Source organism: Enterobacter sp. CPE_E863, assembly GCF_046521465.1.
GTDB lineage: Bacteria > Pseudomonadota > Gammaproteobacteria > Enterobacterales > Enterobacteriaceae > Enterobacter > Enterobacter adelaidei.
In genome coordinates, this window is sequence record NZ_JBKFZX010000001.1 from 2373059 (window position 1) to 2388596 (window position 15538).

Annotated in this window: 15 protein-coding genes, 1 pseudogene and 1 other annotated feature; of the genes and pseudogenes, 12 read left to right on the plus strand and 4 right to left on the minus strand. The window is 53.9% G+C overall.

Features of this window, described 5'->3' with window-relative positions; genetic code table 11:
- Position 1: 1 nt before the first annotated feature.
- Positions 2-1048 carry a protease SohB gene (sohB, locus tag ACLHV8_RS11670; protein ID WP_208595096.1) on the minus strand — a complete coding sequence of 349 codons (1047 nt, stop codon included), beginning with the start codon at positions 1046-1048 and terminating at the stop codon, positions 2-4.
- A gap of 251 nt (positions 1049-1299) precedes the next feature.
- Between sohB and ACLHV8_RS11675 the strand changes: the two genes are divergently transcribed.
- Together ACLHV8_RS11675 and cobO are read left to right on the plus strand one after the other, a co-directional pair.
- Entirely contained in the window at positions 1300-2061 is a 762-nt protein-coding gene (locus ACLHV8_RS11675) for a YciK family oxidoreductase (protein WP_028018798.1), read from the plus strand.
- Positions 2058-2648 carry a cob(I)yrinic acid a,c-diamide adenosyltransferase gene (cobO, locus tag ACLHV8_RS11680; protein WP_108089769.1) on the plus strand — a complete coding sequence of 197 codons (591 nt, stop codon included), beginning with the start codon at positions 2058-2060 and terminating at the stop codon, positions 2646-2648. Before ACLHV8_RS11675 ends, cobO begins: the two co-directional genes overlap by 4 nt.
- A gap of 33 nt (positions 2649-2681) precedes the next feature.
- Here the strand turns inward: cobO and rluB are convergent, their stop codons facing one another.
- The 3 genes from rluB to rnm all read right to left on the minus strand — a co-directional run bounded on the left by rluB (position 2682) and on the right by rnm (position 5164).
- On the minus strand, positions 2682-3557 hold the full coding sequence (gene rluB / locus ACLHV8_RS11685) for a 23S rRNA pseudouridine(2605) synthase RluB (protein ID WP_008502809.1): 876 nt from the start codon (positions 3555-3557) through the stop codon (positions 2682-2684).
- Positions 3558-3653: 96 nt separating this feature from the next.
- Positions 3654-4274 (minus strand): L-threonylcarbamoyladenylate synthase, encoded by a 621-nt coding sequence (locus ACLHV8_RS11690; protein ID WP_003856793.1) that lies wholly within the window; start codon positions 4272-4274, stop codon positions 3654-3656.
- Positions 4271-5164, minus strand: a complete 894-nt coding sequence (gene rnm / locus ACLHV8_RS11695; RefSeq protein WP_208595097.1) for an RNase RNM — start codon at positions 5162-5164, stop codon at positions 4271-4273. Before rnm ends, ACLHV8_RS11690 begins: the two co-directional genes overlap by 4 nt.
- A 127-nt stretch (positions 5165-5291) precedes the next feature.
- Between rnm and trpL the strand changes: the two genes are divergently transcribed.
- The 10 genes and pseudogenes from trpL (at position 5292) to yedF (ending at position 15454) form a co-directional block, all read left to right on the plus strand.
- Complete coding sequence (gene trpL, locus ACLHV8_RS11700; protein ID WP_106993556.1) at positions 5292-5336, plus strand: trp operon leader peptide; 45 nt, start codon at positions 5292-5294, stop codon at positions 5334-5336.
- Positions 5313-5407 (plus strand) — a sequence feature (Trp leader region). (Overlaps the previous gene by 24 nt.)
- Before the next feature lie 23 nt (positions 5408-5430).
- A pseudogene (locus tag ACLHV8_RS11705) lies at positions 5431-6992 on the plus strand (anthranilate synthase component 1).
- The gene (gene trpD, locus ACLHV8_RS11710) at positions 6992-8587 is read left to right on the plus strand and encodes a bifunctional anthranilate synthase glutamate amidotransferase component TrpG/anthranilate phosphoribosyltransferase TrpD (protein ID WP_028018794.1); all 1596 of its coding nucleotides are present in this window, start codon (positions 6992-6994) and stop codon (positions 8585-8587) included. Before ACLHV8_RS11705 ends, trpD begins: the two are co-directional and overlap by 1 nt.
- 3 nt (positions 8588-8590) lie before the next feature.
- Positions 8591-9949 (plus strand): bifunctional indole-3-glycerol-phosphate synthase TrpC/phosphoribosylanthranilate isomerase TrpF, encoded by a 1359-nt coding sequence (trpCF, locus tag ACLHV8_RS11715; protein WP_208595099.1) that lies wholly within the window; start codon positions 8591-8593, stop codon positions 9947-9949.
- 10 nt (positions 9950-9959) lie between these two features.
- Positions 9960-11153 carry a tryptophan synthase subunit beta gene (gene trpB / locus ACLHV8_RS11720; protein WP_208595100.1) on the plus strand — a complete coding sequence of 398 codons (1194 nt, stop codon included), beginning with the start codon at positions 9960-9962 and terminating at the stop codon, positions 11151-11153.
- Positions 11153-11962 (plus strand): tryptophan synthase subunit alpha, encoded by an 810-nt coding sequence (gene trpA, locus ACLHV8_RS11725; protein WP_128347584.1) that lies wholly within the window; start codon positions 11153-11155, stop codon positions 11960-11962. Before trpB ends, trpA begins: the two co-directional genes overlap by 1 nt.
- A gap of 220 nt (positions 11963-12182) precedes the next feature.
- Positions 12183-13058, plus strand: coding sequence for a transcriptional regulator (locus ACLHV8_RS11730; RefSeq protein ID WP_128347583.1), 876 nt, complete (start codon positions 12183-12185; stop codon positions 13056-13058).
- A gap of 74 nt (positions 13059-13132) precedes the next feature.
- On the plus strand, positions 13133-13792 hold the full coding sequence (locus ACLHV8_RS11735) for a DUF1345 domain-containing protein (RefSeq protein ID WP_028018789.1): 660 nt from the start codon (positions 13133-13135) through the stop codon (positions 13790-13792).
- A gap of 220 nt (positions 13793-14012) precedes the next feature.
- Positions 14013-15224, plus strand: a complete 1212-nt coding sequence (gene yedE, locus ACLHV8_RS11740; RefSeq protein ID WP_208595102.1) for a selenium metabolism membrane protein YedE/FdhT — start codon at positions 14013-14015, stop codon at positions 15222-15224.
- Positions 15221-15454: a sulfurtransferase-like selenium metabolism protein YedF gene (gene yedF, locus ACLHV8_RS11745; protein ID WP_003856774.1), complete on the plus strand. Its 234-nt coding sequence runs from the start codon at positions 15221-15223 to the stop codon at positions 15452-15454. Before yedE ends, yedF begins: the two co-directional genes overlap by 4 nt.
- Positions 15455-15538 lie beyond the last annotated feature (84 nt).

Sequence of the window (15538 nt, forward strand, 5' to 3'; positions counted from 1 at the left end):
TTTACAGCAACGGTTTTTGTCCGCGTTGTAACCAACGCAGCAACAGACGGTCTGCACTTTCTGCCGCACTGTTGGTGAAGCGGTCAAGCAGTCGCTTACGCTGGGTAAAGCGCACACCAACCAGCTCACGGCCGTCCATCAGATTCAACAGCAGGTCGTCACTGGTGCCCACTTCATCCACCAGCCCTTTCTCCTGTGCCTGGATACCGTACCAGTGCTCGCCCGTCGCGACCTGTTCAATATCGAGCGTAGGCCGCATACGGTGCACAAAATCTTTAAAGAGGTGATGCGTTTCATTGAGATCTTCACGGAATTTCTGTCTCCCTTCTTCCGTGTTTTCACCCAGCAGCGTCAGGGTCCGTTTGTACTGACCTGCCGTGTGAAGTTCGATATCAATCTCTTTATTCTTCAGGAAACGGTTAAAGTTAGGGATCTGCGCGACCACACCGATTGAGCCAATGATAGAGAACGGCGCGGCAACAATTTTGTCCGCTACGCAGGCCATCATATAACCACCGCTCGCCGCCACTTTGTCCACTGCAACGGTTAATGGGATCCGCTTTTCGCGCAGACGCTGCAGCTGTGAGGCTGCCAACCCGTAACCGTGAACGACACCTCCGGGGCTTTCAAGACGCACGACAACCTGATCCTGCGGTGTCGCCACAGCCAGAACGGCAGTCACTTCCTCCCGCAGAGAGGAAACTTCATGCGCATCCATACTACCTTTAAAATCGAGTACATAGACACGTGGCGTGACCTTCTCCTTCGGCGCATTGAGCTTTGCTTTTGCCTTTGCCGCTTTGGCTTCCTGTTTGTGCTTTTTCTTCTGCGCTTTCTGCCACAGTTTTTGTTGATGACTATCAAGCAGCGCCAGAGACATATCTTCCTGCATCTCTTTATATTGCTCGCTTAGACGCGTGATGCGTAACTCCCCACGCTGACGCTTGCGCTGCGTCAGGTTGACAATCAGAACGGCAACCACTGCGATGGCAATGACAACCGTCGCGATTTTGGCCAAAAACAACCCATATTGAGAAAGTAATTCCACGCGTTCCACCTTGATTTAACCACGAATCTTTCACGGCAGTGTACAACAGCCCTGCCCATGCGTCTCGCTCGTGACATTACCTCTGCGAGCCGCCTTCAGGAATCCCCGGCCTGGAGTTTAAATATTTGCAAATTGTTAATTTTACAGTAATGCGTCCTGTAGACTGATTGAATTATTAGGCTAATTCGGGCATAAAGCCGAAAAGTCATCGTGAAGGCGTCATCGCGTCACTGTACGCCTGAGGAGTCACCGTGCATTATCAACCACAAAAAAACCTGCTACAGAACCGGATCATTCTCGTTACTGGTGCCAGCGACGGAATTGGCCGCGAGGCGGCTCTGACGTACGCTGAATATGGCGCAAGCGTTATTCTGATTGGCCGCAACGAAGAGAAATTGAAAGGTGTCGCGCAGGAAATTGAAGCTGCTGGTGGAACACTGGCGGCGTGGTACACGCTCGATTTACTCACCTGCACTCCCGAAGTGTGCCAGGAACTCGCCCAACGCATCAGTACCCGCTACCCAGTACTGGACGGTGTGCTACACAACGCCGGCTTGCTTGGGGATGTTTGCCCAATGGATGAACAGGATCCTGATACCTGGCAGCAGGTGATGCAGGTCAACGTCAACGGGACGTTTTTCCTTACCCAGGCATTGCTTCCTTTATTACTCAAATCTGAGTCAGGCTCGCTGGTCTTCACCTCTTCCAGCGTGGGTCGCGAAGGCCGGGCGAACTGGGGAGCTTATGCCGTATCAAAATTCGCCACCGAAGGCATGATGCAGGTGCTGGCGGAGGAATATCAGAGCCGCCATCTGCGCGTAAATTGCATTAACCCCGGTGGAACGCGCACCAAAATGCGTGCCAGCGCGTTCCCGACCGAAGATCCACAGAAGCTGAAAACTCCGGCTGATATAATGCCGCTCTATCTCTGGCTAATGGGCGATGACAGTCGCCGCAAGACAGGGATGACCTTTGACGCCCAGCCAGGCCGTAAACCAGGAATTTCCCAATGAGTGAAGAACGCCATCAGCAGCGCCAGCAGCGTCTGAAAGAACAGGTCGATGCTCGCGTCGCGGCAGCCCAGGACGAACGCGGGATCATCATCGTGTTCACCGGCAACGGTAAAGGTAAAACCACTGCCGCATTTGGTACCGCTACGCGTGCCGTCGGGCACGGGCAGAAAGTCGGTGTCATCCAGTTTATCAAAGGCATATGGCCCAACGGCGAGAGGAATTTGCTTGAGCCTCATGGCGTCGAGTTTCAGGTAATGGCGACCGGGTTTACGTGGAATACCCAGAACCGGGAAACGGACACCGCCGCCTGTCTCGCCGTCTGGGAACATGCCAAAAGAATGCTGGCCGATCCTTCGCTAAACATGGTGCTACTGGATGAGATCACCTATATGGTCGCCTACGACTACCTGCCTCTGGAAGCAGTGCTGGATGCGCTGAAGAACCGTCCTGCACATCAGACGGTGATCGTCACGGGGCGTGGGTGTCATCGGGATATTCTGGAGCTGGCAGATACCGTCAGCGAGCTGCGTCCGGTGAAACATGCGTTTGATGCGGGTATCAAAGCGCAAATCGGGATTGATTACTAAAAAAAGCCCGGTCACGCTGACCGGGCTTCTGTTTTAACCGTTGTTGTTACGGCTGCCGGAACGGCGGTTGCTGCTCACCTGGCTGTGGCGTTTCACCGCACGACGGATCTGATTCGCCTTCATGCGACGACGATCTTTCTCTACTGCCACTTTAGAGGTGGTTTCTGGCGTCAGACCAACCAGCTCGCGCAGATAGTTAGTTTGCGTCAGATCCAGTTCGGTATAACCGCCACGCGGCAGACCTTTTGGCAGCAGAATGTCGCCGTAACGGACGCGGATCAAGCGGCTCACCTGAACGCCGACGGCTTCCCACAGACGACGTACTTCGCGGTTACGGCCCTCGGTCAGCGTTACGTTGTACCACTGGTTAATACCTTCACCACCGGTAAATTTGATGGTTTTGAACGCAGCAGGACCGTCTTCCAGCTGAACGCCGCGCGACAGATCGCGCAGTTTATTCTCATCAACCTGACCAAAGACGCGCACGGCGTATTCACGTTCCACTTCACGGCTTGGGTGCATCAGACGGTTTGCCAGTTCACCATCGGTGGTAAACAGCAGCAGACCGCAGGTATTCACGTCCAGACGACCTACTGCAATCCAGCGAGCGCCACGCAGTTTAGGCAGACGGTCAAACACCGTCGGGCGACCTTCCGGGTCGTTGCGGGTACACAGTTCGCCTTCCGGCTTGTAGTAAGCCAGCACGCGGCAAATCTGTTCAGCGGACTCTTTTACGGAGATAAGATGACCGTCAATACGGATCTTCAGCCCCGGTACAATTTCTACGCGGTCGCCCAGCGTGGCGATTTTACCGTCCACACTCACGCGGCCCGCTTCAATAATGGCTTCGATTTCACGGCGTGAGCCGTGGCCGGCGCGCGCCAGCACTTTCTGTAACTTCTCGCTCATTGAGCTTCCTCAGGTGTCGCCTTCACAGGCGTCGAATCAGGTCAAAAGAGGGCTTACCCCTGCTTTGATGGCCGCGTAGTATATCTGCTTAGACCATTACAAGAAAGGCTTAACATCACCCACGCCTTCACGAATCACTTCTGGTGCATCTTCGGTCAAGTCGACCACGGTGGTCGGCTGCTGTCCGAGATAGCCACCGTGAATAATCAACTCAACGACCTTCTCCAGACGATCTTTGATCTCTTCCGGATCGGATTCGGTAAATTCACTTCCCGGCAGCATCAGCGAGGTCGAGAGCATAGGTTCGCCGAGGGTTTCCAGCAGCGCCTGAGCAATCGGGTTCGACGGTACGCGCATGCCGATGGTTTTACGTTTTTCCTGCAGAAGACGGCGCGGAACCTCTTTCGTCCCTTTCAGGATGAACGTGTAATTACCCGGCGTGTTGTTCTTGATCAGGCGAAACGCCACGTTATCCACATAAGCATAGGTCGACAACTCAGAGAGATCGCGACACATCAGGGTAAAGTTATGGCCGTCCGGCAGCTGGCGAATACGGCAAATGCGTTCCATCGCCCCTTTGTCTTCAATTTTGCAGCCCAGCGCATAGCCAGAATCGGTCGGATAGACAATGACACCGCCTTTGCGAACGATCTCTACGGCCTGGTTAATCAGGCGTGGCTGCGGGTTATCCGGATGGATATAGAAAAATTGACTCATACTTCCCTCTCTTCAATTTGCTGCGGCTGTTCCCAGAGCGTCCAGACAGGCTCAACGCCAGCGGGCAGCCAGAGCTTGCGCCCCAGTTCGATCCAGGCGCAAGGCTGATGGAAATCAGACCCTTGTGACCCAAGCAGGCCGAACTGACGGGCATAAGTTGCGAGCTGCGCGCGCTCATTGGGCGCCTGCTGACACTGGGCGACTTCCATCGCCTCACCACCGCATTCGGCAAAGTGTGCCAGCAGTCTTTTCAGCCATTTAGCAGAAAGATTATATCGCCCCGGATGGGCCAGCACGGCCTTGCCACCAGAATGATGAATCACATCAATAGCTTGTTTTATTGTACACCACTGTGGCGGAACGTATCCGGTTTTCCCGCGAGCAAGATATTTTTTAAAAACATCCGCCATTGTCGTGGCTTTGCCCACCTCTACCAGAAAACGGGCGAAATGACCGCGCGTGACCGCCCCGCCGTTCGCCAGCTTTTGAGCACCTTCCAGCGCGCCCGGAATATGCGCCTTTTCCAGACGTTCACCAATCATCTCTGCGCGCTGGTTGCGGCGCGTTTTTTGTTCTTGCAAAAAGGCCCGAAGTGCCGGATGGTCTATATCGATATTCAGGCCAACAATATGAATTTCATGGTTTTCCCAGACGGTGGAGATTTCGACACCGGACACCAGATTAAGCGCCAGCCCGCTGCGGGCGATTTCGGCGCGCGCCGCCGGAATGGCATCTGTCGTATCGTGATCGGTTATCGCCAGCGTACCGACGCGCATTTCAACGGCACGATGAACCAGGTCCTCGGGTGTCAGTAGGCCATCAGAGGCCTGTGTATGGCTGTGTAAATCATAAATAATCGCGTAGGTGGTATCGCTCAAAGCACTTCCCATAGCAGGTTGGAGACATCCGAAACCGCCATGATACCGACTTAACGTGAAATTCTGAAATCAAGGGTTGACAACTCGCCATCGAACTAGTTAACTAGTACGCAAGTTCACACGAGAAAGGTATCTGAAAATGACAGCACATTTCACTCTGCACGGTTGGTGGCGCACTTCCTGATCATCGGGCAGTGTCACGCGTCTGCGAAATGCAAACAGATACCCAGCCCGCTACTAAGCGGGCTTTTTTGAACAGAATAAATGAGAACAACATCATGCAAACAGCCAAACCACACCTCGAATTGCTAACCCGCGAGGCGGCCTATCGCCACAACCCCACCGCGCTGTTTCATCAGGTGTGCGGTGCTCGCCCGGCAACGCTGCTGCTTGAATCTGCGGATATCGACAGCAAAGACGATCTCAAGAGCCTGCTGCTGGTTGACAGCGCGTTGCGCATTACCGCTTTAGGTGACACTGTCACCATTAAGGCACTGTCAGAAAATGGCGAGTCGCTGCTGCCGCTGTTGGATGCCGCCCTGCCTGCAGGAATTGAAAATGAACGTCATCCGGAAATGCGGGTTCTGCATTTCCCGCCGGTCAGCCAGTTGCTGGATGAAGACGCACGTCTCTGTTCTCTGTCCGTTTTCGATGCTTTCCGCCTGCTGCAAAACCTGGTGTCCGTACCGGAAAATGAGCGTGAGGCGATGTTCTTCGGCGGGTTGTTTGCGTATGACCTGGTCGCGGGTTTTGAAGATTTGCCGGAAACAGAACAAGGCAACCGCTGCCCGGACTACTGCTTCTATCTGGCGGAAACCTTGCTGGTGATCGACCATCAGAAAAATATACCCGCATTCAGGCGAGCCTGTTCACGCCTTCTGTGGCAGAGAAAAATCGCCTTGAACATCGCATCACCCAGCTGCAGCAGCAAATGACCGAAGCGCCGCCTGCGCTTCCAGTGCAGCGCGTGGAGAAGATGACGTGCGACGTCAACCAGACTGACGATCAGTACGGCGCCGTTGTTCGCCAGATGCAAAAAGCGATTCGTGCCGGTGAAATTTTCCAGGTTGTACCTTCCCGTCGCTTCTCTTTGCCTTGCCCGTCTCCGCTGGCGGCCTACGATGTGCTGAAGAAAAGCAACCCGAGTCCGTACATGTTCTTTATGCAGGACAACGATTTCACCCTGTTTGGCGCGTCACCAGAAAGCTCACTGAAATACGATGCCACCAGCCGCCAGATTGAGATCTACCCTATTGCCGGGACGCGTCCGCGCGGTCGTCGTGCTGATGGTTCACTGGATCGCGATCTCGACAGCCGCATCGAACTCGAAATGCGTACCGACCACAAGGAGCTTTCCGAGCACCTGATGCTGGTCGATCTGGCGCGTAACGACCTGGCGCGCATTTGTACTCCGGGCAGCCGTTACGTCGCTGACCTCACCAAAGTCGACCGTTATTCATTTGTGATGCACCTGGTGTCCCGAGTGGTCGGTGAACTGCGCAGCGACCTCGACGTGCTGCACGCCTATCGCGCCTGCATGAACATGGGGACCCTGAGCGGTGCGCCAAAAGTCCGCGCCATGCAGTTGATTGCCGGTGCCGAAGGCCGTCGTCGCGGTAGCTACGGCGGCGCAGTGGGTTACTTCACCGCCCACGGCGATCTCGATACCTGCATCGTTATCCGCTCTGCGTATGTGGAAGATGGCATTGCCACCGTCCAGGCAGGCGCTGGCATTGTTCTTGATTCTGTTCCGCAGTCTGAAGCTGACGAAACACGCAGTAAAGCGCGTGCGGTACTTCGCGCCATTGCTACCGCACACCATGCACAGGAGATTTTCTGATGGCTGACATTCTGCTGCTCGATAATATCGACTCCTTTACTTATAACCTTGCAGATCAGCTGCGTGCGAATGGTCATAACGTCGTTATCTACCGCAACCACGTGCCGGCACAGACGCTGATTGACCGACTGGCCACCATGCAAAACCCGGTGTTGATGCTCTCTCCAGGACCCGGTGCACCGAGTGAAGCTGGCTGTATGCCAGAACTGCTGACGCGTATGCGCGGAAAGCTGCCGATTATCGGTATCTGTCTCGGCCACCAGGCCATTGTGGAAGCCTATGGCGGCTACGTCGGCCAGGCGGGCGAAATTCTGCACGGCAAAGCGTCCAGCATAGAACATGACGGTCAGGCGATGTTTGCCGGGTTGCCTAACCCACTCCCGGTGGCGCGCTACCACTCGCTGGTGGGGAGCAACATTCCAGCCGGGCTGACCATTAACGCCTCGTTTGAAGGGATGGTGATGGCGGTGCGTCATGATGCGGATCGCGTCTGCGGTATGCAGTTCCACCCGGAATCGATTCTGACCTCTAACGGTGCTCGTCTGCTGGAACAAACTCTCGACTGGGCGTTACAGAAGCTGGAACAGACTAATACCCTTCAGCCGATTCTGGAAAAACTGTACCAGGCGCAGACCCTGAGCCAGCAGGAAAGCCATCAGCTCTTCTCCGCCGTGGTTCGCGGCGAGCTGAAACCTGAACAGCTTGCTGCTGCACTGGTGAGCATGAAAGTGCGCGGTGAAAGCCCGCAGGAGATCGCCGGTGCCGCTACGGCCCTGCTGGAAAATGCCGCTCCGTTCCCGCGCCCGGACTATCCGTTTGCCGATATTGTTGGCACCGGCGGTGACGGCAGCAACAGCATCAACATCTCTACCGCCAGCGCCTTCGTGGCGGCGGCGTGTGGTTTGAAAGTCGCGAAACACGGTAACCGCAGCGTTTCCAGCCGGTCAGGCTCTTCCGATTTGCTCGCCGCATTTGGTATTAATCTCGATATGAACGCCGAGCGTTCCCGTGAAGCGCTGGATGACCTGGGTGTCTGTTTCCTGTTTGCGCCGAAGTACCACACCGGTTTCCGCCACGCGATGCCGGTTCGTCAGCAGCTCAAAACCCGTACGCTGTTTAACGTACTGGGGCCACTTATCAACCCGGCTCATCCGCCGCTGGCGCTGATTGGCGTCTATAGCCCGGAACTGGTGCTGCCGATTGCTGAGACACTGCGTGTTCTGGGATATCAACGTGCCGCCGTGGTCCACAGTGGAGGAATGGATGAGGTGTCGCTGCATGCGCCAACGCTGGTAGCCGAACTGCGCGACGGCGAGATCCTGAGTTATCAGCTGGAAGCCGCCGACTTCGGTTTAGCGCCATATCACCAGGAAGCGCTGGCAGGCGGTACGCCGGAAGAAAACCGTGACATTCTGACGCGCTTATTACAAGGTAAAGGAGAGGTCGCTCATGAGGCCGCCGTTGCTGCCAACGTCGCCATGCTGATGCGTTTGCACGGTGAGGAAGACCTGAAGGCCAACGTTCAAAAAGTTCTGGATGTACTGCGCTCTGGTGCAGCTTACGATCGCGTTACCGCACTTGCGGCAAGAGGGTAAAGAATGCAGACCGTTTTAGCGAAAATCGTTGCCGATAAGGCCATCTGGGTGGAAGCACGCAAGCAACAACAGCCGCTTGCCAGTTTCCAGAACGACGTCGTCCCGAGCAGCCGTCGTTTCTATGACGCCCTGCAGGGCGCGCGCACCGCGTTTATTCTTGAGTGCAAAAAAGCGTCCCCGTCTAAAGGCGTTATTCGTGACGATTTCGACCCGGCGCGTATTGCCGGCATTTATAAGCATCATGCGTCAGCCATCTCGGTGCTGACGGATGAGAAATATTTCCAGGGCAGCTTTGATTCTCTGCCCATCGTCAGCGGCATCGCACCACAGCCGATTCTGTGCAAAGACTTTATTATCGATCCGTATCAAATCTGGCTGGCGCGCTTTTACCAGGCTGACGCCTGCCTGCTGATGCTCTCGGTGCTAGACGACGAACAGTATCGCCAGCTTTCTGCCGTGGCACACAGTCTGAACATGGGCGTGCTGACAGAAGTCAGTAATGAAGAAGAACTGGAACGCGCGATTGCGCTGGAAGCCAGAGTGGTCGGCATTAACAACCGCGATCTTCGCGACCTGTCGATCGACCTCAACCGCACCCGCCAGCTCGCGCCGTGTCTGGGCTCCGGTGTGACGGTGATCAGCGAGTCCGGTATTAACAGCTACGCGCAGGTACGTGAGTTGAGCCACTTCGCCAACGGTTTCCTGATTGGCTCCGCCATGATGGAACATGACGACCTCAACGCTGCGGTGCGCCGGGTGTTGCTGGGTGAAAACAAAGTATGCGGTTTGACCCGCGAACAGGATGCCCGGGCTGCGTATGACGCGGGGGCGATTTACGGCGGGCTGATTTTTGTCGATTCATCTCCACGAGTTGTCAGCGTAGAACAGGCGCGCGAGGTGATAGCGGCAGCGCCGCTCAGCTATGTCGGCGTTTTCCGCAATGCGGATATCACGGACGTGGCGGCAAAAGCCGACGCTTTATCCCTGAGCGCGGTCCAGCTCCACGGTGATGAAGATCAGGCGTATATAGACGCTCTGCGTACCGTGCTGGCACCGCAGGTGCAGATCTGGAAAGCCCAGAGCGTAGGCGACACCCTGCCAGCGCGTAATCTTACTCATGTTGATAAATACGTGCTGGATAACGGCCAGGGCGGCACAGGTCAGCGTTTTGACTGGTCGCTGCTGAATGGTGAAAAGCTGGACAACGTCCTGCTGGCGGGCGGATTAAGCCCGGATAACTGCGTTGAAGCCGCCAAAACGGGCTGCGCAGGCCTCGATTTCAATTCAGGCGTAGAGTCGCAACCGGGTATCAAAGATGCCAGCAAGCTGGCCTCGGTATTTAAAACTCTGCGTGCATATTAAGGAAGAGAAGATGACGACATTACTAAACCCTTATTTTGGTGAGTTCGGTGGGATGTACGTCCCGCAAATCCTGATGCCCGCTCTGCGCCAGCTGGAAGAGGCGTTTGTCAGCGCGCAGAAGGATCCGGCATTTCAGGCTGAATTTACTGACCTGCTGAAAAACTATGCTGGTCGTCCAACGGCGCTGACCAAGTGTCGTAACCTGACCGAAGGCACCAAAACGACGCTGTACCTCAAGCGTGAAGATTTGCTGCACGGCGGCGCGCACAAAACTAACCAGGTGTTGGGTCAGGCGCTGCTCGCCAAACGTATGGGTAAAACCGAAATCATCGCCGAGACCGGCGCGGGTCAACACGGTGTGGCCTCTGCTCTCGCCAGCGCCCTGCTCGGTCTGAAATGCCACATTTATATGGGCGCAAAAGACGTTGAACGTCAGTCGCCGAACGTGTTCCGTATGCGTCTGATGGGTGCAGAAGTGATCCCGGTTCACAGTGGTTCAGCCACGCTGAAAGATGCCTGTAACGAAGCGCTGCGCGACTGGTCTGGCAGCTATGAAACCGCGCACTATATGCTCGGTACCGCTGCGGGCCCGCACCCGTTCCCGACTATCGTACGTGAATTCCAGCGCATGATTGGTGAAGAGACCAAAGCGCAGATCCTTGAAAAAGAGGGTCGACTGCCGGATGCGGTGATCGCCTGCGTCGGCGGTGGATCTAACGCTATCGGCATGTTTGCCGATTTCATCGACGACACCCGCGTTGGCCTGATTGGCGTTGAGCCTGCTGGTCATGGAATTGAAACGGGTGAGCATGGTGCGCCACTGAAGCATGGCCGCGTTGGGATCTACTTCGGTATGAAGTCCCCGATGATGCAGACCGACGAAGGCCAGATTGAAGAATCATACTCTATCTCAGCGGGCCTGGATTTCCCGTCGGTTGGGCCACAGCATGCGTACCTGAACAGCATTGGTCGTGCGGATTATGTTTCCATTACCGATGATGAAGCGCTGGAAGCATTTAAAACATTGTGTCGCAGCGAAGGGATTATCCCGGCGCTGGAGTCATCTCACGCACTGGCACACGCGCTGAAAATGATGAAAGAAAACCCGGAGAAAGAGCAGCTGCTGGTGGTTAACCTTTCCGGTCGCGGTGACAAAGATATCTTCACCGTTCACGATATTCTGAAAGCACGAGGGGAAATCTGATGGAACGTTACGATAACGCATTTGCAGAACTGAAATCCCGCCAGGAAGGCGCGTTCGTTCCCTTCGTTACCCTGGGCGACCCGGGCCCGGAACAGTCGCTGAGGATTATTGATGCCCTGATTGAAGCCGGTGCCGATGCGCTGGAGCTGGGTATCCCGTTCTCTGACCCGCTGGCGGATGGCCCAACCATTCAGAATGCGACGCTGCGCGCCTTTGCGGCGGGCGTAACGCCAACCCAGTGCTTTGAGATGCTGGCCGCCATTCGACAGAAACACCCGACAATCCCAATCGGCCTGCTAATGTACGCCAACCTGGTGTTTAACCGCGGGATCGATGAGTTCTATGCCGAGTGCGCACGCGTAGGTGTTGATTCTGTACTGGTGGCGGATGTGCCGGTTGAGGAATCTGCACCGTTTCGCCAGGCAGCAATGCGCCACAACGTTGCCCCGATTTTCATCTGCCCACCGAATGCTGATGACGAGCTGCTGCGCCAGATTGCCTCTTACGGTCGCGGGTATACCTACCTGCTCTCCCGTGCGGGCGTGACCGGTGCCGAAAATAAAGCCGCACTGCCGCTGCATCATCTGGTAGAAAAGCTGGCTGAATACCATGCCGCACCGCCGCTGCAGGGATTCGGGATTTCCTCTCCTGAACAGGTCTCGGCAGCGATTGAAGCAAAAGCAGCAGGGGCGATTTCCGGCTCGGCTATTGTCAAAATCATCGAGAAGAACGTTGATAAGCCCGAGCAGATGCTGGCCGAACTGAAAACATTCGTAAGCGCAATGAAAGCCGCAACCCGAAGAGCATAACCCCTTCGCCGTCTGGCAACTCCGCCAGACGGTTCCCTTCTTCTTTTTATACTCCCTCTTCACTTTACAGCATTAATATCAACTGCAATAAATAGCAAACTAATACTTAATTACCCACTTCACTAAACAGGCAGTCAACAATATCGTTTTGTCGATTTACTTATTATAAGGAAAGTATAATGTATGCACATGTTTGCTATTGTAATAATATTTGGACAACATGTTGAGAAATTTCATTTTTGGCTGGGAAGAATGTGACCTGAGTATTTACCGTCAGGCATATGCTACTTATGGCGGTAGTGTATGCACACATCCGGATGTGCTAACTTATCTTTCGAGCAAACGAAATAAAGAAATCAAGTTCTTTTGCAGAAAAAAAGATGGCATTGTCGTTTCATCAATTTATTCTATTAATGGGTCACTGAATCTCTACTCAAAATCACATCCTTTTGTTTTTGAGGATATAATTTTACCCAGCGCCACCCATTCAAAATCCTTTCTTCCCGTCAGGACGAAAAAGCTTTCACCACTACAGAAAAGTTCATTCATCAACTCCTTCAGCAGTAAAATGCTGAATGATGAGATATGTCACATGAAACCGCTATTTTCTACAAAAACGGTTAGAAAAAGAAATGGGGAAAGGAGTCGTTTTCTCAAGCTTGGAGGTGAAATACTGGATGTGAACAATCTTTCCACTGACGAGATTTGCGACAGTTACATAGACTTGTTTAATGTTCGCTGGCGCGGCAAAGTATCGCCCTACCCAAGAGAAAATCTACTGGATGCCATTAATAGCTTGAGACATATGATTTTTGGATCCGCACTCGCAATCAATAAGAAAATCATAGCCATTGATTTAATATTTAAAACCGAATGCCCCGGGTGGATTTACTTCGACGACATCAATGGAGGATACGACCCTCAATACAACAATATTGGTGCGGGAAGCATCTTGCTTTGGGAAAATTATAATCGAGCCAGAGAACTGTGTGAGCAGAATGAGAAAAAAATCATTTTCTCTCTTGGGAAATACTTCAGCGGAATGGAGTATAAAAAACAGTGGTGCAACATTAGTCCATTGAGGTGTGTATTTTAATTACGTTTTGATGAAAAACCTCACGCTCACCTACTATAGTTAATCTATTGTCCCTTCACAAACACACTCACATTATGCTCTTTTCTGTCAGATCTTATTTTCACGGGCGCATGCGGTTAATGCTCGCCATTTTGGCCGGAGTAACCTGCTTTGTAGCCCTTCCCCCTGATCTGGGATATCTGCAACGGCTGCTGATAGGCTGGAATGTGCTGGCGTGGCTATATCTGTGCTTTATGTGGTTTCGTATGTTACGTACTGATGTGCGGGATATTCCGCATATTGCCAAAATGCAGGATGAGAGCGCGGGGCTGGTGCTGGGCATGGTGATAATCGGCTGCCTGGCCAGCATTCTGGCGATCCTCATTGAGCTAACCTCACTCAAGCACCTCACCGGATCGCCGCGCGTGCTGCATCTGCTGTTGACGGGCACCACGCTGGCCGTTTCCTGGGCCTTACTGCCCACCTCATTTGCGATGCATTACGCTCACCACCATTACCTGCACCGAACTAAAGACGTCATACCCATGATTTTTCCAGAAAAACCGGAGGAACCCGGTTACTGGGATTTTCTTTATTTTTCGTTCACCATCGCGGTAGCGTCACAAACTGCCGATGTGGCGACCGGTACCACCGACATGCGGCAAATTACGTTGCTCCAGTCGGTGATTTCTTTTGTTTTCAATCTGGCGATTCTGGGTCTGTCAGTAAACGTTGGAGCCGGGCTACTGAGCTAAACCCATCTGAATTTCCGCATCGAAGAAACAACTCAGTATAACCGGTGTTCAGTGCTATCTCTGTTCCGAAGTCGTGCTGCCGTTGGGTGAGCAGCACGGTTTAATGATTGAGGTCATAAAAACAGGCAGTATTTTGGAGAGCAGTTTTGGAGAAACAAAAAACGTTATATATTCCAGTCCGTTAAATCAACATACTCCTTCTGAGTTCAGAGGCTTTCTCATGTCATGGCAATACTTTAAACAGACTTACCTGGTTAAGTTCTGGTCACCTGTACCGGCCGTTATCGCGGCGGGGATCCTTTCTACCTACTATTTCGGCATTACCGGCACCTTCTGGGCCGTCACCGGCGAGTTCACGCGCTGGGGTGGGCAACTGCTACAACTGGCTGGGGCACATACCGAAGAGTGGGGTTACTTTAAACTCATTCATCTGGACGGCACACCGCTCACCCGCATTGATGGGATGATGATCATGGGTATGTTCGGCGGATGTTTAGCTGCGGCGCTATGGGCAAATAACGTCAAGCTGAGGCTGCCTAAAAGCCGAATCCGTATTCTGCAGGCGATTGTCGGCGGCATGATTGCCGGCTTCGGCGCGCGTCTGGCGATGGGGTGCAACCTTGCCGCCTTCTTCACTGGTATTCCTCAGTTTTCACTGCATGCCTGGTTTTTTGCTGTCGCCACGGCCATCGGCTCTTACTTTGGCGCAAAATTTACCCTTCTCCCGTTGTTCCGTATTCCGGTCAAAATGGTCAAGGTGAGTGCGGCTTCTCCACTGACGCAAAAGCCCTCTCAGGCCCGTCGCCGCTTCCGCCTGGGTATGTTGGTCTTTTTCGCCATGCTGGCGTGGGCGCTGTGTACAGCCCTGAACCAGCCGAAACTCGGTCTGGCGATGCTGTTTGGCGTGGGTTTTGGCCTTCTCATTGAACGCGCACAGATCTGCTTTACTTCGGCGTTTCGCGATATGTGGATCACCGGCCGCACGATGATGGCGAAAGCGATTATCGCCGGGATGGCGGTCAGTGCCATCGGTATCTTCAGCTATGTTCAGTTGGGGGTCGAACCGAAAATCATGTGGGCAGGTCCTAACGCGGTGATTGGCGGTCTGCTGTTTGGCTTCGGGATCGTGCTGGCTGGCGGGTGTGAAACCGGCTGGATGTACCGCGCCGTTGAGGGTCAGGTGCATTACTGGTGGGTGGGTCTGGGAAATGTTATCGGCTCGACGATACTGGCTTACTTCTGGGACGACCTCTCCCCTGTGCTTGCCACCAACTGGGACAAGGTGAATCTGCTGAGCACCTTCGGCCCCCTCGGCGGTCTGCTGGTCACTTATGGTCTGCTGCTGGCAGCCTTTTTACTGGTTGTCGCACAGGAAAAACGTTTCTTCCGCAGAGCCACTGTTAAAACCCAAACGCAGGAGAATGCCGCATGAAAGAGATCGTGCCTGATTATCGCCTGGATATGGTCGGCGAACCCTGCCCCTATCCGGCAGTTGCCACACTTGAAGCGCTTCCGCAGCTCAAAAAAGGTGAAATTCTGGAAGTGGTGAGTGACTGTCCGCAGTCCATCAACAATATTCCGCTGGATGCCAAAAACCACGGTTACACGGTGTTAGATATCCAGCAGGACGGACCGACCATCCGCTATTTAATTCAGAAATAATGCTGTCACGGACGCCCCTATCTGGGGTGTCTCTCCCACCTCAAAACCTGCCTTATATCCCACTTTGGCCGCGAATACAGTGAA

Bases quoted from the DNA above. Each gene is read 5' to 3' on its own strand.
- cobO (WP_108089769.1), top strand. From the start codon at position 2,058: ATGAGTGAAGAACGCCATCAGCAGCGCCAGCAGCGTCTGAAAGAACAG.
- rluB (WP_008502809.1), bottom strand. From the start codon at position 3,557: ATGAGCGAGAAGTTACAGAAAGTGCTGGCGCGCGCCGGCCACGGCTCA.
- ACLHV8_RS11690 (WP_003856793.1), bottom strand. From the start codon at position 4,274: ATGAGTCAATTTTTCTATATCCATCCGGATAACCCGCAGCCACGCCTG.
- rnm (WP_208595097.1), bottom strand. From the start codon at position 5,164: ATGGGAAGTGCTTTGAGCGATACCACCTACGCGATTATTTATGATTTA.
- trpD (WP_028018794.1), top strand. From the start codon at position 6,992: ATGGCTGACATTCTGCTGCTCGATAATATCGACTCCTTTACTTATAAC.
- trpCF (WP_208595099.1), top strand. From the start codon at position 8,591: ATGCAGACCGTTTTAGCGAAAATCGTTGCCGATAAGGCCATCTGGGTG.
- trpB (WP_208595100.1), top strand. From the start codon at position 9,960: ATGACGACATTACTAAACCCTTATTTTGGTGAGTTCGGTGGGATGTAC.
- trpA (WP_128347584.1), top strand. From the start codon at position 11,153: ATGGAACGTTACGATAACGCATTTGCAGAACTGAAATCCCGCCAGGAA.
- ACLHV8_RS11730 (WP_128347583.1), top strand. From the start codon at position 12,183: ATGTTGAGAAATTTCATTTTTGGCTGGGAAGAATGTGACCTGAGTATT.
- ACLHV8_RS11735 (WP_028018789.1), top strand. From the start codon at position 13,133: ATGCTCTTTTCTGTCAGATCTTATTTTCACGGGCGCATGCGGTTAATG.
- yedE (WP_208595102.1), top strand. From the start codon at position 14,013: ATGTCATGGCAATACTTTAAACAGACTTACCTGGTTAAGTTCTGGTCA.
- yedF (WP_003856774.1), top strand. From the start codon at position 15,221: ATGAAAGAGATCGTGCCTGATTATCGCCTGGATATGGTCGGCGAACCC.